23 protein-coding genes are annotated in these 24509 nt (G+C 56.7%); 3 read left to right on the forward strand and 20 right to left on the reverse strand.

From position 1 onward, the window contains the following. Window positions 1–82 precede the first annotated feature (82 nt). The 11 genes from N1689_RS19400 to cysG all read right to left on the reverse strand — a co-directional run bounded on the left by N1689_RS19400 (window position 83) and on the right by cysG (window position 9134). A complete protein-coding gene (locus N1689_RS19400; protein WP_260059938.1) occupies window positions 83–709 on the reverse strand; it encodes a protein-L-isoaspartate(D-aspartate) O-methyltransferase in 627 nt (208 codons plus the stop codon). Then, window positions 703–1464, reverse strand: a complete 762-nt coding sequence (gene surE / locus N1689_RS19405; protein ID WP_150014618.1) for a 5'/3'-nucleotidase SurE — start codon at window positions 1462–1464, stop codon at window positions 703–705. Before surE ends, N1689_RS19400 begins: the two co-directional genes overlap by 7 nt. 191 nt (window positions 1465–1655) lie before the next feature. After that, window positions 1656–2696: a tRNA pseudouridine(13) synthase TruD gene (gene truD / locus N1689_RS19410; RefSeq protein ID WP_253419871.1), complete on the reverse strand. Its 1041-nt coding sequence runs from the start codon at window positions 2694–2696 to the stop codon at window positions 1656–1658. Next, window positions 2693–3175 (reverse strand): 2-C-methyl-D-erythritol 2,4-cyclodiphosphate synthase, encoded by a 483-nt coding sequence (gene ispF / locus N1689_RS19415; protein ID WP_008927107.1) that lies wholly within the window; start codon window positions 3173–3175, stop codon window positions 2693–2695. Before ispF ends, truD begins: the two co-directional genes overlap by 4 nt. Further along, window positions 3175–3891 carry a 2-C-methyl-D-erythritol 4-phosphate cytidylyltransferase gene (gene ispD, locus N1689_RS19420; protein ID WP_253419874.1) on the reverse strand — a complete coding sequence of 239 codons (717 nt, stop codon included), beginning with the start codon at window positions 3889–3891 and terminating at the stop codon, window positions 3175–3177. Before ispD ends, ispF begins: the two co-directional genes overlap by 1 nt. Window positions 3892–3894: 3 nt before the next feature. Beyond that, window positions 3895–4212: a cell division protein FtsB gene (ftsB, locus tag N1689_RS19425; protein ID WP_003849108.1), complete on the reverse strand. Its 318-nt coding sequence runs from the start codon at window positions 4210–4212 to the stop codon at window positions 3895–3897. Window positions 4213–4381: 169 nt separating this feature from the next. After that, window positions 4382–4702: a DUF3561 family protein gene (locus tag N1689_RS19430; RefSeq protein ID WP_150014624.1), complete on the reverse strand. Its 321-nt coding sequence runs from the start codon at window positions 4700–4702 to the stop codon at window positions 4382–4384. Between the two features lie 54 nt (window positions 4703–4756). Further along, window positions 4757–5362, reverse strand: a complete 606-nt coding sequence (cysC, locus tag N1689_RS19435; RefSeq protein WP_161732784.1) for an adenylyl-sulfate kinase — start codon at window positions 5360–5362, stop codon at window positions 4757–4759. Continuing rightward, complete coding sequence (gene cysN, locus N1689_RS19440; protein ID WP_161732786.1) at window positions 5362–6789, reverse strand: sulfate adenylyltransferase subunit CysN; 1428 nt, start codon at window positions 6787–6789, stop codon at window positions 5362–5364. The genes cysC and cysN overlap by 1 nt, the downstream gene beginning before the upstream one ends. 11 nt (window positions 6790–6800) lie before the next feature. Beyond that, the gene (gene cysD, locus N1689_RS19445; RefSeq protein WP_013358871.1) at window positions 6801–7709 is read right to left on the reverse strand and encodes a sulfate adenylyltransferase subunit CysD; all 909 of its coding nucleotides are present in this window, start codon (window positions 7707–7709) and stop codon (window positions 6801–6803) included. Window positions 7710–7718: 9 nt separating this feature from the next. Beyond that, complete coding sequence (gene cysG, locus N1689_RS19450) at window positions 7719–9134, reverse strand: siroheme synthase CysG (protein WP_253419877.1); 1416 nt, start codon at window positions 9132–9134, stop codon at window positions 7719–7721. Between the two features lie 364 nt (window positions 9135–9498). Here cysG and N1689_RS19455 point away from each other — a divergent pair, with 364 nt between their 5' ends. Beyond that, window positions 9499–10512: an aminopeptidase gene (locus N1689_RS19455; RefSeq protein WP_260059950.1), complete on the forward strand. Its 1014-nt coding sequence runs from the start codon at window positions 9499–9501 to the stop codon at window positions 10510–10512. Window positions 10513–10521: 9 nt separating this feature from the next. Further along, a complete protein-coding gene (locus N1689_RS19460) occupies window positions 10522–10806 on the forward strand; it encodes a YciI family protein (RefSeq protein ID WP_161732792.1) in 285 nt (94 codons plus the stop codon). A gap of 63 nt (window positions 10807–10869) precedes the next feature. Here N1689_RS19460 and N1689_RS19465 read toward each other — a convergent pair whose 3' ends face one another. Genes N1689_RS19465 through cysJ form a run of 3 tightly spaced genes read right to left on the reverse strand, consistent with a single transcriptional unit; the run spans window position 10870 to window position 15133 of the window. Further along, window positions 10870–11604, reverse strand: coding sequence for a phosphoadenylyl-sulfate reductase (locus N1689_RS19465; protein WP_260059953.1), 735 nt, complete (start codon window positions 11602–11604; stop codon window positions 10870–10872). Continuing rightward, window positions 11601–13322, reverse strand: a complete 1722-nt coding sequence (gene cysI / locus N1689_RS19470; protein WP_161732795.1) for an assimilatory sulfite reductase (NADPH) hemoprotein subunit — start codon at window positions 13320–13322, stop codon at window positions 11601–11603. Before cysI ends, N1689_RS19465 begins: the two co-directional genes overlap by 4 nt. Continuing rightward, window positions 13322–15133 (reverse strand): NADPH-dependent assimilatory sulfite reductase flavoprotein subunit, encoded by a 1812-nt coding sequence (gene cysJ, locus N1689_RS19475; RefSeq protein ID WP_161732797.1) that lies wholly within the window; start codon window positions 15131–15133, stop codon window positions 13322–13324. The genes cysI and cysJ overlap by 1 nt, the downstream gene beginning before the upstream one ends. A gap of 298 nt (window positions 15134–15431) precedes the next feature. On the opposite strand from cysJ, the gene queD reads away from it, so the two are divergent. Then, the gene (gene queD / locus N1689_RS19480) at window positions 15432–15791 is read left to right on the forward strand and encodes a 6-carboxytetrahydropterin synthase QueD (RefSeq protein ID WP_161732799.1); all 360 of its coding nucleotides are present in this window, start codon (window positions 15432–15434) and stop codon (window positions 15789–15791) included. Between the two features lie 96 nt (window positions 15792–15887). Here queD and queE read toward each other — a convergent pair whose 3' ends face one another. The 6 genes from queE to rlmD form a co-directional block, all read right to left on the reverse strand. Continuing rightward, on the reverse strand, window positions 15888–16559 hold the full coding sequence (gene queE / locus N1689_RS19485) for a 7-carboxy-7-deazaguanine synthase QueE (RefSeq protein WP_161732801.1): 672 nt from the start codon (window positions 16557–16559) through the stop codon (window positions 15888–15890). Window positions 16560–16708: 149 nt separating this feature from the next. Further along, window positions 16709–18004, reverse strand: a complete 1296-nt coding sequence (eno, locus tag N1689_RS19490; RefSeq protein WP_013358880.1) for a phosphopyruvate hydratase — start codon at window positions 18002–18004, stop codon at window positions 16709–16711. Window positions 18005–18080: 76 nt separating this feature from the next. After that, window positions 18081–19718, reverse strand: coding sequence for a glutamine hydrolyzing CTP synthase (gene pyrG, locus N1689_RS19495; RefSeq protein ID WP_013358881.1), 1638 nt, complete (start codon window positions 19716–19718; stop codon window positions 18081–18083). 230 nt (window positions 19719–19948) lie between these two features. Then, window positions 19949–20737, reverse strand: a complete 789-nt coding sequence (mazG, locus tag N1689_RS19500) for a nucleoside triphosphate pyrophosphohydrolase (protein ID WP_161732805.1) — start codon at window positions 20735–20737, stop codon at window positions 19949–19951. 156 nt (window positions 20738–20893) lie between these two features. Further along, a complete protein-coding gene (relA, locus tag N1689_RS19505) occupies window positions 20894–23125 on the reverse strand; it encodes a GTP diphosphokinase (RefSeq protein WP_161732807.1) in 2232 nt (743 codons plus the stop codon). A gap of 29 nt (window positions 23126–23154) precedes the next feature. After that, on the reverse strand, window positions 23155–24471 hold the full coding sequence (gene rlmD / locus N1689_RS19510; protein WP_161732809.1) for a 23S rRNA (uracil(1939)-C(5))-methyltransferase RlmD: 1317 nt from the start codon (window positions 24469–24471) through the stop codon (window positions 23155–23157). Window positions 24472–24509: the final 38 nt, after the last annotated feature.

Raw genomic sequence — 24509 nt, forward strand, 5'->3', positions numbered from 1 at the left:
TGTGTTTTCGTTGAATAAACTGGATAGTAACAATATCAACCAGGTGGTGCCATGAAACAGTTGTGAAGAAATACGAAGAGCGTCAGGCGAGATCGCCCTGCACCAGCGGAACAAAACGCACCGGTTCAATGATCTCTTCCGTAACTTCTGCGCCCTGGCGGCGCAGGCGCTTCAGTACCTGCTGATCTTCGCCAACCGGCAGCACCATAATGCCGCCTTCTGCCAGTTGTGCTATCAGCGCATTCGGAATTTCCGGTGGAGCGGCTGTAACGATAATGGCATCGAACGGCCCGCGAGAAGGCCAGCCCTGCCAGCCATCGCCATGGCGGGTTGAGACATTATGCAGATCCAGCTGTTTCAGACGACGCTTGGCCTGCCACTGCAGCCCTTTGATGCGTTCCACTGAATAAACATGGTCTACCAGATGGGCAAGAATCGCTGTCTGATACCCGGACCCCGTACCAATCTCCAGTACACGCGAATGCGGATTCAGGCCGAGTAACGCGGTCATCCGCGCGACCATATAGGGCTGTGAGATCGTCTGACCGGAGCCGATAGGCAAGGCTACATTGTCCCAGGCTTTATGCTCAAACGCCTCGTCAATAAACCGTTCGCGTGGCACCTCGCTGATGGCTTTCAGCAGGTTCTCATCATCAATACCCTGCTGACGCAGTTGTGACAGCAATGTCTCAATACGCCGATTCACCATGCCAGGTTCACCTCAGCTTTAGCCAGCCAGTCACTGAGCACATTCTGCGCGCTGTGCGCCGTTAAATCGACATGTAGTGCGGTCACAGAAACGTAGCCCTGATCCACGGCGGCAAAGTCCGTATCCGGGCCCGCATCCAGTTTTTCGCCCGGCGGGCCAATCCAGTAGAGGGTATTGCCACGCGGATCCTGCTGCGCAATCACCTGATCCGCTGGATGGCGACTGCCACAGCGCGTCACGCGGATGCCTTTAAGTTCGGCCAGCGGCAGATCGGGGACATTGATGTTGAGAATGCGGCCGGTGCGCAGCGGTTCATGCGTCAGCGCCCTGAGGATTGCGCAGGTCACCGCTGCCGCAGTGGCGTAGTGCTGATGGCCGTTAAGCGAAACCGCTATCGCCGGTAAACCAAGATGTCGCCCTTCCATCGCCGCCGCCACCGTGCCGGAGTAGATGACATCATCGCCCAGATTAGGGCCGGCATTGATGCCTGACACCACAATGTCAGGACGCGGCTGCATCAGCGCATTCACCCCCAGATAGACGCAATCGGTCGGGGTGCCCATCTGAACCGCGATATCGCCGTTTTCATGGGTGAAAGTACGCAGAGGTGTTTCCAGCGTTAAGGAGTTGGAGGCACCGCTTCGGTTACGATCGGGAGCAACAACCTGCACGTCAGCAATCTGCCGCAGAGCGTTTGCCAGAGTCTGAATGCCTGGCGCATGAATGCCGTCATCGTTGCTGAGCAATATCCGCATTTCGTTCTGACCTTTTTTTATTCGACTGGTCGCCGTGACTGAACCTGTTTCAACGGCATGGCAACAGGTGATGAATGGACAGCGATTTTTGCATTCTAGCGAGGCACGCAAGGAAGTGGTAGGCGTAAATCACACGACGGTGGGGGTTTGCCGCAACATTACCCACAAGTCGGGTCATGTTGCAGCGAAGATTACTCATCAGGCTGATCGGGCGCATCCGTTTGAGTCAGCAGCTCCCGGACCACGCTGGTGGCAAAGCTACCCGCAGGCAGCCAGAACGCCAGTTCCAGCGTGACGTCATCCCACCAGCTCCATTGCATATCGCGCGGCACCACCAGCATGGCGCGGCGGGCGGCATCGACCTTCTCACGTTCCATTAATTCCAGCAGCAGCGACTCATCCGCCAGCGCCTGCTGCTCAAAGGCCAGCGCGTCAGCCTGCGGGCCAGGTTCACCGCGTCCGGGCAGCGGCGCGGTAATGCGCAGCTCATGCTGTTCAACCCGGCGCTGTGACTCTGCAAGTTCATCAGGCTGGGCAACAAACCAGCTGCCACGGCCAGTCAGCTGCAAAGCATCGCCGTTGAGCACCTGCGTCAGGCTGCCCTGCTGTTGCAGACGCGCACTGGTCACCTGATTAAACAGCGCACTGCGTGCGGCAGAAAGCATCAGGCTGCGCTTGTTGCGGTCGCGAATAATGATCTCATTGCGCGCCCACTTTTCCGCCATCTCCAGGTTATTGCCGCCGCGACCAAAACGCTGTTCACCAAAATAGTTGGGCGCGCCCGCATCGCGAATCTGCGCCAGACGCGTTTCAACCGCATCACGATCGCTGATCTGGCGAATGACCAGCCGGAACGCATTCCCTGCCAGTGCGCCGATGCGCAGCTTACGCTTGTGGCGTACCACCTGCAGAATGTCGACGCCCTCAAGCGAAAAACCACGCAGATCGGGCATCGCATTGCCTGGCAGACGAAAACAGAGGGTCTGCTCCGTGACCGCATGGCGGTCTTTCATCCCGGCATAGCTCATGTCGCGCTGATGAATACCAAGATACTTAGCCAGCGCCTCCGCCACAAAGCGGGTATTGGCCCCGACCTTACGGATACGCACCAGCAGATGCTCACCTTCCCCATCCGCGCCATACCCGAGGTCTTCCACCACCACGAAATCTTCCGGGTTGGCTTTGATCACGCCGGAAGCGACGGGCGTGCCGTGCAGGTAATTCAGCGTCATTGGCTGTCAGCTTTCAGAACTAACGCGACCGCTTCACAGGCGATGCCTTCGCCGCGCCCGGTAAAGCCGAGCTTCTCGGTGGTGGTCGCTTTAACGTTGACCGCATCCATATGGCAGCCTAAATCTTCTGCAATGTTGATGCGCATCTGTGGCACGTGCGGCAGCATTTTCGGAGCCTGAGCAATAATCGTAACGTCGACATTACCGATACGATAGCCTTTGGCTTCGATACGACGCCAGGCCTCTCGCAACAGGCCGCGGCTGTCTGCCCCTTTAAAGGCCGGATCGGTGTCGGGAAACAGCTTGCCGATGTCGCCCATCGCTACTGCGCCAAGCAGCGCGTCAGTCAGCGCATGCAGCGCTACATCGCCATCCGAATGGGCGATAAAACCGTGTTCAAACGGGATCCGCACACCGCCAATCACTAACGGACCTTCTCCGCCAAAGGCGTGAACGTCAAAACCGTGACCGATACGCATCATGCGCTCTCCTTTAATTGAATCTGACTCAGATAAAAAGCCGCCAGCGCCAGATCTTCTGGCCGGGTGACTTTGATGTTATCACTGCGTCCGCTGACTAACAGCGGATGGTAGCCGCAATACTCTAGCGCCGACGCTTCATCGGTGATGGTCGCGCCTTCTGCCAGCGCCCGCGTCAGGCAGGCGGTAAGCAGTGCATGAGGGAAAAATTGCGGTGTTAAGGCGTGCCAGAGATCGTCACGTTCTACGGTATGGGCCACTGCCGCTTTGCCCGGCTCGCCCCGCTTCATCGTGTCGCGCACGGGCGCGGCCAGAATTCCGCCTACGTGGCTCTGTTCGCGCACGTTGAGCAGTTGCTGGAGATCGTCGGGATGCAGACAGGGACGCGCAGCGTCATGGACCAGCACCCAGGCGGAACCCTGTGCGGCCTGGAGTCCTGCCAGCACCGATTCGGCACGGGTCTCTCCGCCTGTGACCCTGACCACGCGCGGATCGCGTGCCAGCGGCAGGGAAGCAAAGTGCTCGTCATCGGGGCTAAGGGCAACAATCACCTGTCTGATAGCGGGATGGGAAAACAGACGTGCAATGCTGTGTTCCAGAAGGGTGTACTGACCAATCGTCAGATACTGCTTTGGACAGGTTGCCTGCATGCGGCTGCCGATCCCGGCAGCGGGCACCACGGCAATCACATCCGCAAGGGAGGCCAGAGTGTTCATGTTTTATCGTTGTAGGTTTTGCGCTGATTGTTGCGCGTTGCGTTTATTCTGGTCAGGCACCAGACGATAGAAGGTCTCACCGGGCTTAATCATGCCCAGTTCATTGCGCGCACGCTCCTCGATCGCTTCCGAGCCGCCATTGAGGTCATCAATTTCGGCAAACAGCTGATCGTTTCGCGATTTCAGTTTGGCATTGTTTGCCTGTTGCACCGCGACATCATCATTGACGCGCGTATAGTCATGGATGCCATTTTTCCCCAGCCACAATGAATATTGCAGCCAGCCTAGCAGCACCAATAACAGTAACGTCAGTTTTCCCATCCCGCCCCCTAAAAACGGCCCAATCATCCCATAACTTTGCACAGGACTCCACACCAGCGGCGAAAATGGCATGCTTTGCTGCGCGTCCGGGTAATCAGTACCGATTCTGGCGGGAAAAGATTTGTAACCTGCCGATGCGTTTGCACATCAGCACAAGCGCAGTGATGGCTTACCAGCCAGAAAGAAATGAGAACATTAACCAGAAGAGCGTGACCACCATAATCACTGTGGCAAGCGCGGCCCAGAGCCACTGCCCGCTCAGCAGCGTATTCAGTGCAATACCCGTCACCACAGCGACCGGCAACAGCGCCAGAAAGAATGGCCAGGTATAGAGAAAGAAAAACAGCGTGTTAGAGCCGAACAGCAGGAATGGAATCGCCAGCGCACACCAGTAAGCAAGAAAGCCGATAACGCCGCCCGGCAGCAGTGAGCGTGGCTCATCCGGGGCTGAGTCATCTTTACGGGCGAGCATTGGGGTAATGTTCTGCATAGGCATCCTGTTGGCGCGAGGGCGGCAGATCAGACCCGATCTGCCGCTGTCTCTTCAGGATCTGATGATATCGCGGTCGCGCAGCAGGTCTAACAATTGGGCAGCCAGTTTTGTAACCAATTGTTCGCCATCCAGCTTGATTTCCGGGCTGTCTGGCGCCTCATAGACGCTGTCGATGCCGGTGAAATTACGCAGCTCACCGGCGCGCGCTTTGCGATATAAACCTTTCGGATCGCGCGCTTCACACACCGCTAACGGTGTATCGACAAACACCTCGATAAACTGCCCTGGCTCCAGCAGGTCGCGCACCATCTGACGCTCGGCGCGATGCGGCGAAATAAAGGCGGTGAGCACCACGAGTCCGGCATCCACCATCAGCTTCGCCACTTCACCGACCCGACGGATGTTCTCCTTGCGGTCATCATCGCTGAAGCCGAGGTCACGACAGAGGCCGTGACGCACATTGTCACCATCCAGCAGATAGGTGCTGACACCGATGCGGTGCAGCGCCTGCTCCAGCGCACCTGCGACGGTGGATTTCCCCGAGCCCGAAAGCCCGGTGAACCACAGCACCACGCCCTGATGGCCGTGCTGCTGCTCGCGAGAAGCACGTGTTACCGGATGGTCATGCCACACCACGTTATCATCGTGCTGCGCCATTATTGACCGCCCAGCAGGTCGCGCGCGTTCCAGTGTGGGAAGTGACGACGCACCAGCGCATTCAGTTCCAGCTCAAACGCGCTGAACTCACCGCTGTTAACCGGCGCATCATGGTTTGGCTGATGGATCATGCCGGCACCCACGGTGACGTTACTCAGGCGATCGATAAAGATCATGCCGCCGGTTACCGGGTTCTGCTGATAGCTATCGAGCACCATCGGTTCGTCAAAGGTGATCTCAATGCGACCAATACCGTTCAGCGGCAGCGAATCGACCTGACGCGTCTCCAGCGAATTGATCTCGACCTGATGCAGCACCTTCTCAACGCGACCACGGGTTTTCTTACCGGCGATTTTCAGGTCATAGCTCTGACCGGCCTGCAGCGGCTGTTCCGCCATCCAGACCACATCAACGCTGGCAGACTGCACCGCAGCCAGTGCTTCGCTGGCATCCACCAGCAGATCGCCACGGCTGATATCAATCTCATCCTGCAGTACCAGCGTAATCGCTTCGCCTGCACCCGCTTCCTGCAAATCGCCATCAAAAGTCACAATACGGGCAATAGTCGACTCCACGCCAGACGGCAGCACTTTTACCCGCTGGCCCACCTGCACGCTGCCCGACGCCAGAGTACCGGCATAGCCACGGAAATCCAGGTTGGGACGGTTCACATACTGCACCGGGAAACGCATCGGCTGATGATCGACAACGCGCTTCAGCTCCACGGTTTCCAGTACATCCAGCAGGGTCGGTCCGCTGTACCACGGCATGGTCTGACTGGCAGAGGCAACGTTGTCCCCTTCCAGCGCTGACATTGGCACAAAGCGGATATCAAGGTCTTCCGGCAGCTGGGCAGCAAAATCCAGGTAATCCTGTTTGATCTGCTCGAAGCGTGCCTGATCGTACTCCACCAGGTCCATCTTGTTGATCGCCACCACCAGGTGTTTGATGCCCAACAGCGTTGAGATAAAGCTGTGACGGCGGGTCTGATCCAGTACGCCTTTACGTGCATCGATCAGCAGGATCGCCAGATCGCAGGTTGACGCGCCGGTCGCCATGTTGCGGGTGTACTGCTCATGTCCCGGCGTGTCCGCGATAATAAATTTACGCTTTTCGGTCGAGAAGTAGCGGTAGGCCACATCAATAGTAATGCCCTGCTCACGCTCCGCCTGCAGGCCATCCACCAGCAGCGCCAGATCGAGCTTCTCGCCCTGGGTGCCGTGTCGTTTGCTGTCGTTGTGCAGTGATGAAAGCTGATCTTCATAGATCTGACGGGTGTCATGCAGCAGACGCCCAATCAGGGTACTTTTTCCGTCGTCCACGCTGCCGCAGGTCAGAAAACGCAGCAGGCTCTTATGCTGTTGAGCGGTCAGCCAGGCTTCAACGCCGCCCTGGTCGGCAATCTGTTGTGCAATTACGGTATTCATCTGGCGTCTCCTTAGAAATAACCCTGGCGTTTTTTCAGTTCCATCGAACCGGACTGATCGCGATCGATCATGCGGCCCTGACGCTCGCTGGTGGTGGAGACCAGCATCTCTTCGATGATCTCCGGCAGCGTCTGCGCTTCGGACTCTACCGCCCCAGTCAGCGGCCAGCAGCCGAGCGTACGGAAACGGACCATCCGCTGGGTGATCTCTTCACCCGGCTGCAGGTTGATGCGATCGTCATCGATCATCATCAGCATGCCATCACGCTCCAGCACCGGACGCGGCGCGGCGAGATAGAGCGGCACGATCTCGATGTTTTCCAGGAAGATGTACTGCCAGATATCCAGTTCGGTCCAGTTCGACAGCGGGAAGACACGGATGCTCTCGCCTTTGTTGATCTGGCCGTTGTAGTTGTGCCACAGCTCAGGACGCTGGTTTTTCGGATCCCAGCGATGGAAGCGGTCACGGAAGGAGTAGATACGCTCTTTGGCGCGTGACTTTTCTTCATCGCGACGAGCGCCACCAAAGGCCGCATCAAAACCATATTTGTTCAGCGCCTGCTTCAGCCCTTCGGTCTTCATAATGTCAGTGTGTTTGGCACTGCCGTGGACAAAAGGGTTAATCCCCATCGCCACGCCTTCCGGATTGCGGTGAACCAGCAACTCTGCGCCCATCGCTTTCACGGTGCGGTCGCGAAACGCGTACATTTCACGGAATTTCCAGCCGGTATCCACATGCAGCAGCGGGAACGGCAGCGTGCCCGGATAAAAGGCTTTACGCGCCAGATGCAGCATCACCGAGGAGTCTTTGCCGATGGAGTACATCATCACCGGGTTGCTGAACTCCGCTGCCACTTCGCGAATGATGTGGATACTCTCCGCCTCCAGCTGACGCAGATGAGTGAGTCGTTTTTGGTCCATGATTTTCCCTCAAGCCAGATTGACAACGGCGGACTCGCGAGTCCCCTGTTGTGCTGAATGTTTAAACCAGGCGAGTTGCCCGTGCAGATTAACCACCTCTCCAATCACCAGCAGCGCCGGAGTAGGTGCCGAGGCGGCCAGCGCCTCAAGTTGTTCTAAGGTGCCGGTCAGCACCTGTTGATCCTGACGGGTGCCGCGACTGATCACCGCCACTGGCGTTGATGGCGCGCGACCGTGCTGAATCAGCGCTGCGCTGATAGCGGCTGCTTTAACCGTGCCCATGTAGATCGCCAGCGTCTGACGCGCACGCGCCAGCGATGGCCAGTCAATATCATCGCCATCGGGACGGCAGTGACCGGTAATAAACATCACGCTCTGCGCGTAATCGCGATGGGTCAGCGGAATCCCGGCATAGGCTGTCGCGCCGGCAGCCGCGGTGACGCCCGGCACCACCTGGAACGGCACGCCCGCCTGCTGTGCCGCCTGCAGCTCTTCGCCGCCGCGGCCAAAGATAAAGGGATCGCCGCCCTTAAGGCGGACAACGCGCTTACCTTTCAGCGCCAGTGAAACCAGCAACTGATTAATCTCTTCCTGCGGCAACGTATGCGCGCTGGCGCGTTTACCGACGCAGATGCGGTCGGCGTCGCGACGCACCAGGTCCAGCACCTCTTCGCTGACCAGATGGTCGTAGAGCACCACATCGGCTAACTGCATTACCTGCAGGCCACGCAGCGTCAGCAGGCCGCTGTCGCCCGGCCCGGCACCGACCAGAAAGATCTCGCCCTGACGGGTTGGCTCTTCCAGCAGTTCACGATCCAGCGTGCGCTTCGCCTCTTCGACGTTACCGGCGGACATCTGACTGGCGAACAGACCGTCGAAGGCACGCTCCCAGAAACGCCGACGATCGGACATGCGGCTGAAGCGCTGTTTGACCTTATCGCGCCAGAGTCCGGCTACCTCCGCCATCTGACCAAGACTGGCGGGCAGCAGCGTTTCGATTTTTTCGCGCAGCATGCGTGCCAGCACCGGTGCGGTGCCGCTGGAGGAGATCGCCACCACCAGCGGTGAGCGGTCAACAATCGACGGGAAGATAAAGGTGCATTTTGGCTGGTCGTCGACCACGTTAACCAGCTTATGCCGCGCGTTTGCGGCTTCAAAAACCTGGGTATTAAGCTGGTTGTCGTCGGTGGCGGCAATCACCAGGAAAACACCATCCAGCTGGGTCGGGTCAAATGCGGTCGCCACCCACTCCAGCTCCTGCTTATCCAGCAGTGCCTGCAGTTCAGGGCAGAGTTCACGAGAGGCGATCTGAATACGCGCGCGCGCGCGACGCAGCAGTTCAATTTTTCGCGCCGCAATATCTCCACCGCCGACAACCAGAACCGGGCGGCCAGAGAGATCGGCAAAAAGAGGCAAATAGTCCACGTTAACCCTGATGATTTAACTTTGTATTAACGCGACTATACGTCGCTGAGTTTATCCAGATGAAATTACGAATTGGAATGAGTAGTTACCGAATGGAATAACGACGCCGCAAAGCACAGAACAATTTGTTCTTAGCAGATGTATTTAATGGCTTTTTTGTGAACAGGTTCACACATTCAGGGCCGCGCCTGCGTCTGCAAAACCAGATAAGTGCCAGTAATAAATGTGTGTTCGTGCTTTCGCTCAGAGCAGCGCCCGATTCCGCTAACCAGCTCACAGAACAAAAGGCGTATAATGCGCGCGGCATGGCTGGCCCTGGCCCGCATGCCTGTTGGCTCCCGGATAATGAAAAAAAGGATGCACTATGTTTTGTTCCCTCCGCCTGAGGGTCGCGACAGTTTTGTTTAGCGCACTCATTTCCCCGCTGGTCCTGGCCGCGCCAGCGGGTCAGTTTGCCGAACAGCAGGTCCGGCACATCGCCACCTATTTTCCTGGCCGGATGAGCGGAAGTCCGGCTGAACTGATGGCCGCTGACTATCTGCAACAGCAATTTACCGCGCTGGGGTATAAAACCGATACCCGCCAGTTCAACACCGGCTATAAATGGCAGGAGGATGACGGTACGCAGCGCTGGCATAAGCTCACGGCCACCTCGGTGATAGCCGCGCGTGCAGGCAGCGTGCCGCAGGAGATTCTGATCGTGGCGCATCTGGATACCTGGACGCCGCAGAACAGCAGCCAGGTCCATCATAATCTGGGCGGCTTGCGTCTGCAGGGCGTCGACGATAATGCGTCGGGTCTTGGCGTGATGCTGGAGCTGGCACAGCAGCTGAGTCACAAACCGCTGCACTACGGCATCCGCTTTGTGGCGCTCAGCGCCGGAGAAACCGATCTGCACGGCATGGATGATTATGTTGAGCGGATGAGCACGCGTGAGAAGAAAAATACGCTGCTGGTCATCGATCTGAACAGCCTGATCACCGGCGATCATCTCTATTTCAACAGCGGCATGAACACGCCTCGGGCGGTGCGCAAGCAGACCAGCGACCGCGCTCTGCTACTGGCCCGTCAGTTGGGCATTCCCGCTGCCAGCCACCAGCTGAATCGCAAAGACTTCAACGGTCTGAATGCCTTCGACAGGGCGGGCTTTCCGCTGCTGGATGTCACCGCCAGCAACTGGACGCTGGGAAATAAAGATGGCGCGTTACAGCGTCATCGCAGCCACCACTTTCCTGATGGTGTAACCCGTCATCAGACTGATTTGGATAATCTGAGCTATCTCGACCGCTGGCTGCCGGGCCAGATAGCCCTGCGAACCCGCGACAGTGTTCGCGTGCTGCTGCCGCTGCTCAGCGAACTGACCAATCCCAAAGTGTGAGGATCTGACATGTACGTGGTATTTCTGAATTACGTTCGTCCGATAGAAGAGGTTGAAGCGCTGCTGGCAGGCCATATCGACTGGCTCGATCGCTATTTTGATGCGGGCTTTTTTATTGCCGCGGGACGTAAAGATCCACGCACGGGCGGCATGCTGATGGTCAGGGAGATGGAACGTGAAAAGCTGGATGCGATCTTAGCGGAAGATCCGTTTGTCGCGGTGGCGGAGTATGAGGTGACGAAAGTGAATGTGACCCGTGCAGCGGAGGCGTTTGCCGGATTAAAAGGCGTTTAACTTCCTGCCTGACTGACTGCACGAAGACATTCTCTCCCCCTGGCGGGGGAGAGAAGCACGGCATCAGCCTTCGTGCAGACCACACTCGCGTTTAAGACCAAAGAAGCGCGTCTCTTCTTCTGCCATACCCGGCTCCCACTTGCGGGTGGTGTGGGTATCGCCCACCGAAAGGTAGCCTTCATCCCACAGCGGATGATACTTCAGCTTGTGCTGCTCCAGATACTGATGAATCTGGCGGTTATCCCAGTCGATAATCGGCAGCAGCTTGAAGACGCCTCGCTGCACGCCCAGCACCGGCAGATTCGCCCGGCTGCCGGACTGATCGCGGCGCAGACCGGCAAACCAGGTCTGGGCACCCAGGCTTTCAATAGCCCGGTTCATCGGCTCGACTTTATTGATCTCGTTATACTTCTCAATCCCTTCGACCCCCTGCTCCCACAGTTTGCCATAGCGCGCTTCCTGCCAGGCCGGTGAGGTTCCGGCACGGAACACCTTGAGGTTGAGATTAAGCTGGTCCGCCAGCTCATCAATAAAACGATAGGTCTCCGGGAACAGATAGCCGGTGTCGGTCAGGATCACCGGAATATCGGGCTGCTGACGCGTCACCAGATGCAGCGACACCGCGGCCTGAATACCGAAACTGGAGGAGAGCACATAGGCGCCCGGCAGATTCTCCAGCGCCCAGCTGACCCGCTCTTCTGCTGATGACTTCTCCAGCTGCGCATTGGTCGCCGCCAGCGCCATCGCACGCTGGACTTTGGACATCTCATTCAGTGCTGCGAGGTCGGGCTGACTCATTTTGCTTCCTCCCAGAAGTCGCGTGCCGGGTCCAGCACCGGCGCAACAATGCCTGCGCGGATGGTGAAGTCACCAAAGCCTTCAGCGGCCTGGCGCTCGGTGGCCCAGCGTCCCACCAGCTCATCAATGGTGGCGAGAATTTCGCTTTCGTTAATGTTTTCACGATACATACGGGGAATACGCGTTCCGCTGCGGTTTCCGCCCAGATGCAGGTTGTAGCGGCCTGGCGCTTTACCCACCAGACCCAGTTCAGCCAGCATGGCACGGCCGCAACCGTTCGGACAACCGGTAACGCGTAACACTATGTGCTCATCACCAACGCCATGCGCGTGCATGATGCCCTCGACTTTAGTCACAAACGCGGGCAGGAAGCGTTCGGCTTCTGCCATCGCCAGCGGACAGGTCGGGAACGCGACGCAGGCCATCGAGTTTTCGCGCTGTGGCGTCACATGATCCATCAGACCATGTGCGCGGGCGATCGCTTCAATCTGCGCTTTTTCGCTTTCCGGCACGCCCGCCACAATCAGGTTCTGGTTGGCGGTCAGGCGGAAGTCACCCTGATGGATTTTCGCAATTTCCGCGATGCCGCTTTTCAGCGGTCGGCCCGGATAGTCGAGCAGGCGACCATTTTCGATAAACAGCGTCAGATGCCATTTGTTGTCGATGCCTTTGATCCAGCCAATGCGATCGCCACGGGTGGTGAACTCATAGGGACGGATCGGCTCAAACGTCAGGCCAGCGCGTTTTTCAACTTCCGCTTTAAAGGTCTCGACGCCAACGCGTTCCAGGGTGTACTTGGTTTTGGCGTTTTTACGGTCGGTACGGTTACCCCAGTCACGCTGCGTCGTCACGACCGCCTCGGCAACATCGAGGATCTTCTCAACCGGGAAGTAACCAAATTCGCTGGCGGTACGCGCGTAAGTCGCTTTGTTACCGTGCTCGATCGAAAGACCGCCTCCCACAAGCAGGTTGAAGCCCACCAGCTTGCCGTTCTCGGCGACGGCGACAAAGTTCAGATCGTTGGCGTGCAGATCTACATCGTTATGCGGCGGGATCACTACCGTCGTTTTGAATTTACGCGGCAGATAGGTTTCACCGAGAATCGGCTCTTCGTCTGTTGTCGCGACTTTTTCTTTATCCCACCAGATCTCGGCATAGGCACGGGTGCGCGGCAGCAGATGCTCGGAGAGCTTCTTCGCCCACTCATACGCTTCCTGATGCAGTTCCGACTCAACCGGGTTCGACGTACAGAGCACGTTACGGTTGACGTCGTTGGCGGTCGCCAGCGCATCCAGTCCCACTTCATGCAGCATCTGATGCGTCGGCTTGACGTTCTTCTTCAGAATGCCGTGAAACTGGAAGGTCTGACGGTTGGTCAGACGGATGCTGCCATAAATAGTTTTGTCGGTAGCAAATTTGTCGATGGCCAGCCACTGCGTCGGCGTAATGATCCCGCCCGGCAGTCGGCAGCGCAGCATCATGGCGTGGCGCGGTTCCAGCTTCTGCTCCGCACGTTCAGCGCGAATGTCGCGATCGTCCTGCTGGTACATGCCGTGAAAACGGATTAGCAGGAAGTTATCGCCGGTAAAGCCACCGGTCAGACCCTCTTCCAGATCTTCTTTGATGGTGCCGCGCAGATAGTTGCTCTGCTTCTTCAGGCGCTCAGCGTCGGTTAACTTACCTTCTACAACCAGCGGTCCAGGGTGTTTATCACTCATTAGTAAACGTCTCGCTGATAACGGCGCTCAATGCGCAGCTCACTTAAAAATTCGTCGGCCGTTTCACGATCCATTCCGCCGTGTTCGACCACCACATCCAGCAATGCCTGCTCGACGTCTTTTGCCATACGATTCGCGTCGCCACAGACATAAAGATGTGCGCCCTCTTCAATCCAGCGCCAGACTTCGGCCCCTTTCGCGCGGATCTTATCCTGTACGTAAATCTTCTCTGCCTGATCGCGTGACCAGGCAAGGTCAATATTCGTCAGCAGGCCATCCTTCACATATTTCTGCCACTCCACCTGATAGAGGAAATCGTCGGTGAAGTGCGGATTACCAAAGAATAGCCAGTTTTTGCCGCTGGCACCGTCGTTGTCGCGCTGCTGCATAAAGGCGCGGAACGGCGCGATGCCGGTGCCCGGGCCAATCATGATCACCGGCGCGTCCGGATTAGCCGGCAGGCGGAAATTGTCGTTGTGCTCGATGAAGACGCGGACTTCGCCCTCTTCTTCAACACGATCGGCCAGCCAGGTCGATGCACCGCCGCCGCGCTGGCGGCCTTCAATATCGAAGCGCACGGCACCTACAGTGATGTGCACTTCGGTGTCGGTTTCGGCCTGTGAAGAGGCGATAGAGTAGAGTCGCGGCGTCAGCGGGCGCAGCAGCCCGGTCAGCTGTTCAGCGCTCAGTTCAGCCGGTGCCAGCCGCACCATATCCACAATCGGATAGTGCTGCGCATACTGCTGCAGCCGGGCTTTATCATCCACCAGCGACAGCAGCTCGGCGTTACGGGACAGCTGAGCGTACTGTGCGACAATCTGCGCGGTATTCACTGTCAGCTCAAAGTGCTTCTGCAGCGCCTCAGCCAGCGGCAGGGTTTTGCCCTGAACCTCCACTGACTCATCGCCTTTCAGCCAGACCAGCTCCAGTAGTTCGCTGACCAGCGCCGCGTCATTTTCATACCAGACGCCCAGCGCATCGCCAGGCTGATAGCGCAGACCGGCGTCGCCCAGATCGATTTCGATATGGCGCACATCTTTGTCTGAGTCACGTCCGGTAATTTTCTGATTCACCGCCAGGCTGGCGCTGAGTGGAGACTCTTTGCTGTAGGGACTGGTGGTCACTTCGTTGACGGTGCCTGCCGCTGTCGCCGCAGCCTGCGCCGGGGATTCGGTCGGCACGCGCTTTTTCAGAATTTCCGTCAGCGCACCGCGCCAGGCCGTGGCCTGCTCTGCATACTCGACATCCGCATCAACGCGGTCCAGCAGACGTTCGCCGCCCAGCGCCGCCAGACGGCTGTCAAAATCTTTGCCCGCCTGACTGAAGAATTCATAAGAGGTATCGCCCAGGCCAAACACTGCAAAGGCCGCCCCCTCCATTTTCGGTGCCTTCTTCGACATCAGGAATTTATGCAGCGCCACCGCCTCTTCCGGTGGCTCACCTTCGCCCTGAGTAGAGGTGACCACCACCAGCATTTTTTCCTGGCCAATCTGCTTAAACTTGTAATCACCGGCATTCACCAGGTTTACGTTCAGCTTCGCAGCCAGCAGATCATCACGCAGCTGCTCCGCCAGGCGACGGGCATTGCCGGTCTGAGAGGCGGAAAGCAAGGTAATAACCGGCGCTTCAGCGGCGGGCGCGGACGGTGCGCTGCTGGCGACGGCGCCACCCGGCGTCTGCTCTACCCGGCCCCAGAAATAGCCTGACAGCCACGCCAGTTGAGTCGGGGAATAATCTGTCGTCGCCGCCTGTAAGCGGGCGAGTTGTTCCGGTGAGAGCGGAAGCAGTGAACCAGGTGCCTGAGTCGTCATCGCGTTAAAAATTCCAGTATCAGAAGTCCGGACCGTAAAGTGGCGGAAGAGTGCGTAGGTTACCGGTCCGTATATTAACGATTAAATACACCTTCGACATATCAAATAACCAAAATGACTAAGTGGTTTTTCTGGTAGGGTTAATCGTTAAAACTGATAAGCAAACGGGTGATTTATTAGTTAATTAGCTCGACACGATCCGGTAATCGGATGGGAAAGTATCGCTTTGTGCGGCGCGGGTGCGAAAAAAGCGGTAATCAGGTAGAATTCAGCGGTTTTTAAATGTCTGAGAACCACTATGTCTACCACCTTGTTTAAAGAGTTCCAGTTCGAAGCCGCGCACCATCTTCCGAATGTGCCGGCCGGACACAAATGTGGCCGTCTGCACGGTCATTCGTTCCTGGTTCGTCTGGAGATTACCGGCGAAGTGGATGCGCATACCGGCTGGGTTATGGATTTTGCTGAACTGAAGGCGGTGTTTAAGCCTCTTTACAATCGGCTGGACCACTACTATCTGAATGATATTCCTGGCCTGGAAAATCCCACCAGCGAAGTGCTGGCGAAATGGATCTGGGATCAGATGAAGCCGCAACTGCCGCTGTTAAGCGCGGTCATGATCAAAGAAACCTGCACCGCAGGCTGCGTTTACCGCGGCTAAACCTGTCGGATCGAACCCTTCGATCCGACACTATTTCCCTTTCCGTCACGTATCTGAATCACCTCTTTCCTGCGGTTAACGACATCGCGCGCTTTATCAGGCGATATTGAGATATTTATGGGTCTGCATCGACAGACGCCAGTTGCGTGCAATACAGGTCTCAATGCAGAGTCGGGTAGCCTCATCTTTGCGACTGATGGGCTGCAGGGCGATAATTCGGGCTTTGGTGTCATCCATCCCCGCCAGCAGCAGATCCAGTGCGTCCACATCACGCTGACGCGCCACAGGATGTTTAATTTCATCGGCCCGGCTTAGCGCCTGGGGCAGCACATCGTAGCCGCCGCGCATGTTGACCTTCGGGGAGACAGTCACCCAGGTCTGTTCGGAACAGTGGATCTCGTGGGTTCCGCTGGTCTCAATCTGGCACTGGAAACCGTGCTGCTCCAGCGCAGTCGTTAACGGACGCAGGTCATAAATCGCCGGTTCACCACCGGTAATCACCACGTGGCGCGCCGTCCAGCCCTGCTGCGCAATGGCACTCACCAGGGTCGCCGCATCGGCATCACCCCAGGCGTCGCTTTCCACTGTCTTGATCAAAATATCGCCCAGCGACGTTTCCCGATCTGCCCGCTTTTCCCAGGTATGTTTGGTATCACACCAGCTACAGCCCACCGGGCAGCCCTGCAGGCGGATGAAAATAGCAGGCACGCCGGTGTAATAACCTTCGCCCTGCAGTGTCTGGAACATTTCGTTAATCGGGTAGAACATTTTTTACTCGCCTGGATAAATCGGGGCGCTGATTATGCCAGCGTGTACCGCACAACAACAGCTGCGCGACACGAAAAAGCAAAAGCCCCGCACAAGGCGGGGCTTTCAGTGTATGCGATGCCGCTTAACGCGCCATCAGCACAGGGTCATTACTGACCTTTAACTTCTTTCAGACCGTTGAATGGCGCTTTAGAACCCAGCGCTTCTTCGATACGGATCAACTGGTTGTACTTAGCAACACGGTCAGAACGGCTCATTGAACCGGTTTTGATCTGGCCCGCTGCAGTACCTACCGCCAGGTCAGCGATGGTTGCATCTTCAGTTTCGCCTGAACGGTGAGAGATCACGGCAGTGTAGCCTGCATCTTTCGCCATTTTGATCGCAGCCAGGGTTTCGGTCAGAGAACCGATCTGGTTAAATTTGATCAGAATGGAGTTAGCGATACCTTTATCGATACCTTCTTTCAGAATTTTGGTGTTGGTCACGAACAGGTCGTCGCCCACCAGCTGGATTTTATCGCCCAGCACTTTGGTCTGGTAAGCGAAGCCGTCCCAGTCAGATTCATCCAGGCCATCTTCGATAGAGACGATCGGATACTGTTTAGTCAGATCTTCCAGGAAGTGGGTGAACTCTTCAGAGGTGAACGCTTTACCGCCTTCACCGGCCAGAACGTATTTGCCATCTTTGTAGAACTCAGATGCCGCACAGTCCATCGCCAGAGTGATGTCTTTGCCCAGCTCGTAGCCTGCTGCTTTTACCGCTTCAGCGATGACAGCCAGCGCTTCGGCGTTGGAACCCAGGTTAGGCGCGTAGCCGCCTTCGTCACCCACTGCCGTGCTCATGCCTTTGCTTTTCAGCACTTTTGCCAGGTTGTGGAATACTTCAGAACCCATACGGATAGCTTCTTTAACGTTAGAAGCGCCAACCGGCTGGATCATGAATTCCTGGATGTCGACGTTGTTGTCGGCATGTTCGCCGCCGTTGATGATGTTCATCATAGGCAGTGGCATAGAGTATTTGCCTGGGGTGCCGTTCAGCTCAGCGATGTGCTCATACAGCGCCTGACCTTTAGAAGCTGCAGCTGCTTTAGCCGCTGCCAGTGACACAGCCAGAATGGCGTTAGCACCGAAGTTAGATTTGTTCTCAGTACCGTCCAGGTCGATCATGATCTTATCGATGTTCGCCTGATCTTTCGCGTCTTTGCCTTTTACCGCTTCAGCAATCGGACCGTTTACTGCAGCAACGGCTTTGGTTACGCCTTTGCCCAGGAAACGTGATTTGTCACCGTCACGCAGTTCCAGCGCTTCGCGTGAACCGGTAGAGGCACCTGATGGCGCAGCGGCCAGGCCGACAAAACCGCCTTCCAGATGCACTTCAGCTTCAACAGTCGGGTTACCACGTGAGTCGATAATTTCGCGACCGATGACTTTTACGATTTTGGACATTACGATTTTCCTCAGTACAAGTTAGTCAATCCTAAGACAGACAACGCGCGAAAAGTTCGCGCGTTGTCTGTGAAACTTACTTCGCTAAACGCTTCTGATGCTCATGCGCGGCTTTAACAAAGCCGGCAAACAACGGATGGCCGTCGCGTGGGGTCGAGGTAAACTCAGGGTGGAACTGGCAGGCCACAAACCACGGATGGTTCGGGATCTCGATAATCTCAACCAGTTGATCATCACCAGAGCGACCTGCTACGCGCAGACCGGCTGCTTCAATCTGCTTTAACAGCATATTGTTCACTTCATAGCGGTGGCGATGGCGCTCAACGATGGTGTCAGAGCCGTAGAGCTGGCGAACCTGGCTGCCCGGCGTTAACTGACACTGCTGGCTGCCCAGACGCATGGTGCCGCCCAGATCGCTCTGCTCGCTGCGGACTTCGACGTTGCCTTCTTCGTCACGCCATTCGGTGATTAATGCCACCACCGGGTATTTACAGTCTGGCACAAATTCAGTGGAGTTGGCGCCCGGCATGCCCGCAACATTACGCGCGAACTCCATCAGCGCAACCTGCATGCCCAGACAGATGCCCAGGTACGGCACGTTGTTTTCACGTGCGTACTGTGCGGTCATCAGCTTGCCTTCCACACCACGGTAGCCGAAGCCACCCGGGATCAGAATCGCATCCAGATCTTTCAGTAATTCGACACCGCGGGATTCAACATCCTGCGAATCGATCAGTTTGATGTTCACGGTGACACGATTTTTCAGGCCACCATGTTTCAGCGCTTCGATAACGGATTTGTAGGCATCCGGCAGCTCAACATACTTGCCCACCATACCGATGGTGACTTCACCACCCGGATTAGCTTCTTCGTAGATCACCTGCTCCCACTCGGCCAGGTTGGCTTCCGGTGCATTCAGGTTGAAGCGCTTGCAGATATAGTCATCCAGGCCCTGCGACTTAAGCATGCCAGGAATCTTGTAGATGGAATCAACGTCTTTCAGCGAGATTACCGCTTTTTCAGGAACGTTACAGAACAGGGCGATTTTGGCACGTTCGTTGGCCGGTACGGCACGGTCAGAACGGCAAATCAGCACATCTGGCTGGATACCAATCGACAGCAGCTCTTTTACGGAGTGCTGAGTCGGTTTGGTTTTCACTTCACCGGCAGCCGCCATGTACGGTACCAGCGTCAGGTGCATATACATGGTGTGTTCACGGCCCACATCCACGGCCATCTGGCGAATCGCTTCCAGGAATGGCAGTGATTCGATATCCCCTACCGTGCCGCCGATTTCGACCAGCACCACATCATGACCTTCACCGCCTTCAATAATGCGTTCTTTGATGGCGTTGGTGATGTGCGGGATAACCTGAATGGTTGCACCCAGATAGTCGCCACGGCGCTCTTTGCGCAGGACTTCTGAGTAGATACGGCCGGTGGTGAAGTTGTTACGACGCGACATTTTGGTGCGGATGAAGCGCTCGTAGTGACCCAGATCGAGATCGGTTTCAGCGCCGTCATCAGTGACGAAAACTTCGCCGTGCTGGGTCGGGCTCATGGTGCCTGGATCCACGTTGATATACGGGTCCAGCTTCATGATGGTCACGTTCAGACCACGAGCTTCGAGAATGGCTGCGAGGGAGGCGGCGGCAATGCCTTTACCCAGAGAGGAAACGACCCCGCCGGTCACAAAAATATAATTCGTTGTCATGCTGAACCTGAGAGTTTAGGTTTAAAGACGGTGGAATAACCAGGACGGGAAAACAGTATACTGGAAACCGCTATCAGCCACAATTGATGAATCACAGCCATCCTCCAACGCATTGCTGCGTCCTACCATAGCGGATAGCTGCCAATGAAATGTTGATGTGCGTCACAAAGTTGTTGCCGCGCTGAAACGAGTAAGCACACATGGCGACTTTATGCACAGCGCTGGAATAATCAGCTTTTTTCGCCCAGTTTTACCTGCTGCCAGGCCGCTTCCATCTGCTCCAGCGTGGCGCCCGGCATGCTTAACCCCTGTGCTGCGATGATCGCTTCGACTTCGCGGAACCGGCGCTCAAACTTGTCATTGGCCTTTTGCAGCGCCGTTTCCGCTTTACTGCCAAGATGGCGCGACAGGTTAACGGTGGCGAACAGCAGGTCACCCATCTCCTCTTCCAACTTTTCACTGTCCACCACGCTCTGCTGTGCTTCGTGCATCACTTCATCAATCTCTTCATGCACTTTTGCCACCACCGGCCCCAGCGTAGTCCAGTCGAATCCCACATTGTGACAGCGCTTCTGAATCTTATGAGCACGCATCAGTGCGGGCAGCGCTTTAGGAATGTCGTCCAGCGCTGAATGCTGGGCTTTATCAGCCCGTTCGGCGGTTTTAATCGCTTCCCAGTTTTTCAGCACGTCACTGCTGGTTTCTGCCGTGGCATCGCCAAAAATGTGCGGATGACGGCGCTCCAGCTTGTCACTGATGGCGTGACAGATATCCTCAAAATTAAAGCGATCCTGTTCGCTGGCCATCTGCGCATAGAACACCACCTGAAACAGCAGATCGCCCAGTTCGCCGCGCAGATCGTCAAAATCTTCGCGCTGGATGGCGTCCAGCACTTCGTAGGTCTCTTCCAGCGTATAGGGCGCGATAGAAGTGAAGGTCTGTTCACGATCCCACGGGCAGCCATGGAGGGGATCGCGCAGGGTTTTCATGATGCCAAGCAGGCGCTCAATAGCGTTCATTCAGACGGGTCCTTGAGTAGTCAGGTGACAGGAAGCGGGCAAGGAGGCGAGGCGTATAACAGTGCCGGACGGGATGAACCGCGTCCGGCACTCTCAAGTACCGCAGAAAACGTCCGCGCAACCTCCTGTTGCCGGTTGCCGCAGTGCAGCTGAATATCAGTGCAGGCGGCGGGCGTCAATAATATCAGAGACCTGGTTCAGGCGCGCCAGGACACGTCCCAGTACCTGATGGTTGTAGATCTCAATATCCATGTCGATGGTCGCCAGCTGCTTTTTAGTGTCGCTGCGGCTTGAGACGCCCAGTACATTCACTTTCTCGTTGGCGAGAATGGTAGTGATGTCACGCAGCAAGCCGCTGCGATCGTTGGCGGTGACGCGCACCACCAGCGAGTAACCGCTGGAGTAGCTCTCGCCCCACACGGCATCGACGATACGTTCCGGCGCATGTGAAATCAGTTCAGAGAGCTGGTCGCAGTCGGCGCGGTGAATTGAGATGCCGCGCCCCTGGGTGATAAAGCCAACAATATCATCGCCCGGAATCGGCTGACAGCAGCGGGCAATGTGGTGCATCAGATTGCCTACGCCCTCGACGACCACGCGTCCACTCTCTTTGCGTGCGGGCTGCGAGTAGGATTTCTGGGTCAGCTGGCGCAGCGCTTCGCGATCTTCCTCTTCAGCACTCGGCTTATTCAGCTTCGCCTGCAGGAAGTTAACCATCTGGTTAAGACGGATATCGCCGCCGCCAATGGCCGCCAGCAGCTCCTCCAGTGAGGTCACGTTATAGCGCGGCAGCAGCAGTTTTTCCGCTTCGCGCAGGCTGATATCGAGCTGATTCAGTTCGTTATCCAGAATCTGCCGTCCGGCGATAATGTTCTTGTCGCGATCCTGTTTTCGGAACCAGTTGTGGATCTTCGAGCGTCCACGGCTGGTCGTGATATAGCCCAGATTCGGATTGAGCCAGTCGCGGCTCGGGTTCGGCTGTTTCTGGGTGATCACTTCAACCTGATCGCCCATCTGCAGCTGATAGGTGAACGGCACGATGCGACCACCGATTTTTGCACCGATGCAGCGGTGACCGATGTCACTATGAATATGATAGGCAAAGTCGAGCGGCGTCGAACCGGCCGGCAGATCCACCACGTCACCTTTCGGGGTGAAAACGTAGACCCGGTCGTCGAACACCTGACTGCGGACCTCTTCCAGCAGCTCGCCGGAGTCGGCCATCTCTTCCTGCCAGCTAATCAACTTACGCAGCCAGGCAATACGCTCTTCATGACCCGCCGCGCCGCGCGCGCTGCTGGAGGTTGGCCCCTCTTTATATTTCCAGTGCGCCGCCACGCCCAGCTCGGCATCTTCATGCATCTGGCGGGTACGGATCTGGATTTCCACCGTTTTGCCCTGCGGCCCTAACACCACCGTATGAATTGACTGATAGCCGTTGGGTTTGGGGTTAGCGACGTAGTCATCAAACTCACTGGGCAGATGGCGATAGAGCGTATGCACCGTACCCAGCGCGCCATAGCAATCCTGCAGGCGATCGGCCACGATGCGCACCGCCCGTACGTCAAACAGCTCATCGAAGGCCAGCGACTTTTTCTGCATCTTGCGCCAGATGCTGTAGATATGTTTCGGGCGACCATAGACTTCGGCGCGCACGCCCTCTTTGGCCATCTCTTTGCGCAGGTTGCTGACGAAGTTATCGATGTACTGCTCGCGGTCGATTCTTCGCTCATGTAGTAATTTGGCGATGCGCTTATATTCGTCGGGATGCAGGTAGCGGAAGCAGTAATCTTCCAGCTCCCATTTGAGCTGTCCAATACCAAGACGGTTGGCCAGGGGCGCATAGATGTTGGTGCTCTCTTTGGCGGCCAGCACCCGCTCATCTTCCGGCGCATCTTTCATTTCGCGCAGGTTCATGATGCGTTCGGCCAGCTTGAGCACCACGCAGCGAAAGTCTTCCACCATCGCCAGCAGCATGCGGCGGACGTTATCGACCTGTTCAGAGGCCATGGAGTCGTTATGGATCGCTTTCAGCTGGCGGATGGCGTCCATATCGCGCACGCCGTGTACCAGCGAGACGATGCCTTTGCCGACGGCAGTTTCCAGCTCCTCTTCACTCACCACTTCATCGTTAGCCAGCGGGAAAATCAGCGCCGCACAAAGGCTTTCAATATCCATGCTGAGCATGGAGAGGATTTCCACCATCTCAATACCGCGCCACAGGAGCAGCGACTGATCGGGATGGCCCTGCGTCTGCGCTTCGCAGTAGCGCCAGGTCTCAGCAACGCGTTGACAGGATTGCGGGTTGGCAATACCGAGACTGGCGATCCACTGGTCGAGGGCGAAGTCCCCCTCAGTATTTAAATGCGCACTTCTGACCGCAACCATAACCTCTCCTGCACAACGACATTCATCGCTTATGTTTTTCTGAACAGCACCATGGATTCGAGATGACGGGTATGTGGGAACATATCCAGCATCGCGACCCTTTCCAATTGGTAGCCTGCCGACAGCAATGTCTGACTGTCGCGGGCGAGTGTTGTGGGATTACACGAAACATAGACCACGCGTTCTGGTGCAAGTTTAACCACATGCGCCATGACGCCCGCAGCCCCGGCGCGTGCCGGATCGAGTAATACCTTGTTAAATCCCTGTGCCGCCCACGGCTGGCGCGACACCTCTTCTTCCAGATTATGCTGAAAGAAACTGACATTTTTAAGATTATTCAAATCAGCATTATACGCTGCCTGCCGTACTAATGCTGCAATCCCCTCCACACCAACCACATTATGTACGAAGATTCCTATAGGAAGTGTGAAGTTTCCCATGCCGCAAAACAGATCCAGCACCCGGTCTTCCGGCTGCAGATCGAGCCAGGCGATCGCCTTCGCGACCATCTGCTGATTAACCGCATCGTTAACCTGAATAAAATCCTGTGGGCTGAAGGTTAGCTTAAGCTGGTGCGAATGATAAAACGGCGTCGATTCACTTAACGCGGTCAATGCTTCATCACCGGCATCCAGGAACAGCATAAGCTGATGCTTATGCGAAAACTGTTCCAGTTTTTCACGATCGCTGGCATGCAGCGCATCAAGATGGCGCAGAATCATCAGCGGGCCGTTATCCGCCAGCACCAGTTCCACATGTCCGGGACGCCTGACGGCGCGCAACTCACTGAGGCACTGGTGCAGCGGAACCAGTAACGCTTCAAGTTCGGGCGCTAAAATGGGGCAGTGCTGAATATCGACCAGATCGTTGCTGGCTTCCTGACGAAAGCCCATCTGTAAGCGTTGCGCTTTATTTTGCCATTGCAGACCCAGACGGGCGCGACGACGGTAGCCCCAGGGCTGACCGGCGATCACCTCATCTACCGCCACGTTCTGTGCTGCGGCCTGGCTCAGCATCCGGCTCAGGGCCTGGGATTTGCTCTGCTGTTGCAGCGCCACATCGGCATGCTGCTGCTGGCAGCCGCCGCAGCGATCGTAGTGCGGGCAGCGCGGCGTGACGCGCTCCGGGCTGCGGCTAATCAGTCGTGTCACTTTCGCCCGGGCAAATTGACGTTTATCCTCTGTCAGCACGACCTCCGCCTGTTCACCCGGCAGAGCACCCGTGACAAAAAGGGTTTTGCCCTTGTGGCGCGCCACCCCCTGCCCGAACGGGTCGAGCTCCTCAATGGTGACGGTGATCCGTTGTTGCGTCGTCACGCGCTGTTTTGCAACGTAGAATTGCGCCATAGTGTTATTCATTCTCTTTATCGAAAACGGCCTGCATC

Source organism: Pantoea sp. XY16 (genome assembly GCF_025153065.1).
Classification (GTDB): Bacteria; Pseudomonadota; Gammaproteobacteria; order Enterobacterales; family Enterobacteriaceae; genus Pantoea; species Pantoea alfalfae.

Excerpts from the sequence above, each read along its gene's own strand:
- truD (WP_253419871.1), bottom strand. The coding sequence starts at position 2,696 with ATGACGCTGAATTACCTGCACGGCACGCCCGTCGCTTCCGGCGTGATC.
- surE (WP_150014618.1), bottom strand. The coding sequence starts at position 1,464 with ATGCGGATATTGCTCAGCAACGATGACGGCATTCATGCGCCAGGCATT.
- relA (WP_161732807.1), bottom strand. The coding sequence starts at position 23,125 with ATGGTTGCGGTCAGAAGTGCGCATTTAAATACTGAGGGGGACTTCGCC.
- cysN (WP_161732786.1), bottom strand. The coding sequence starts at position 6,789 with ATGAATACCGTAATTGCACAACAGATTGCCGACCAGGGCGGCGTTGAA.
- N1689_RS19465 (WP_260059953.1), bottom strand. The coding sequence starts at position 11,604 with ATGAGTCAGCCCGACCTCGCAGCACTGAATGAGATGTCCAAAGTCCAG.
- N1689_RS19460 (WP_161732792.1), top strand. The coding sequence starts at position 10,522 with ATGTACGTGGTATTTCTGAATTACGTTCGTCCGATAGAAGAGGTTGAA.
- cysJ (WP_161732797.1), bottom strand. The coding sequence starts at position 15,133 with ATGACGACTCAGGCACCTGGTTCACTGCTTCCGCTCTCACCGGAACAA.
- queD (WP_161732799.1), top strand. The coding sequence starts at position 15,432 with ATGTCTACCACCTTGTTTAAAGAGTTCCAGTTCGAAGCCGCGCACCAT.
- queE (WP_161732801.1), bottom strand. The coding sequence starts at position 16,559 with ATGTTCTACCCGATTAACGAAATGTTCCAGACACTGCAGGGCGAAGGT.
- N1689_RS19400 (WP_260059938.1), bottom strand. The coding sequence starts at position 709 with ATGGTGAATCGGCGTATTGAGACATTGCTGTCACAACTGCGTCAGCAG.
- ftsB (WP_003849108.1), bottom strand. The coding sequence starts at position 4,212 with ATGGGAAAACTGACGTTACTGTTATTGGTGCTGCTAGGCTGGCTGCAA.
- pyrG (WP_013358881.1), bottom strand. The coding sequence starts at position 19,718 with ATGACAACGAATTATATTTTTGTGACCGGCGGGGTCGTTTCCTCTCTG.
- mazG (WP_161732805.1), bottom strand. The coding sequence starts at position 20,737 with ATGAACGCTATTGAGCGCCTGCTTGGCATCATGAAAACCCTGCGCGAT.
- ispD (WP_253419874.1), bottom strand. The coding sequence starts at position 3,891 with ATGAACACTCTGGCCTCCCTTGCGGATGTGATTGCCGTGGTGCCCGCT.
- ispF (WP_008927107.1), bottom strand. The coding sequence starts at position 3,175 with ATGCGTATCGGTCACGGTTTTGACGTTCACGCCTTTGGCGGAGAAGGT.
- N1689_RS19430 (WP_150014624.1), bottom strand. The coding sequence starts at position 4,702 with ATGCAGAACATTACCCCAATGCTCGCCCGTAAAGATGACTCAGCCCCG.
- cysC (WP_161732784.1), bottom strand. The coding sequence starts at position 5,362 with ATGGCGCAGCACGATGATAACGTGGTGTGGCATGACCATCCGGTAACA.
- N1689_RS19455 (WP_260059950.1), top strand. The coding sequence starts at position 9,499 with ATGTTTTGTTCCCTCCGCCTGAGGGTCGCGACAGTTTTGTTTAGCGCA.
- eno (WP_013358880.1), bottom strand. The coding sequence starts at position 18,004 with ATGTCCAAAATCGTAAAAGTCATCGGTCGCGAAATTATCGACTCACGT.
- cysI (WP_161732795.1), bottom strand. The coding sequence starts at position 13,322 with ATGAGTGATAAACACCCTGGACCGCTGGTTGTAGAAGGTAAGTTAACC.
- rlmD (WP_161732809.1), bottom strand. The coding sequence starts at position 24,471 with ATGGCGCAATTCTACGTTGCAAAACAGCGCGTGACGACGCAACAACGG.
- cysD (WP_013358871.1), bottom strand. The coding sequence starts at position 7,709 with ATGGACCAAAAACGACTCACTCATCTGCGTCAGCTGGAGGCGGAGAGT.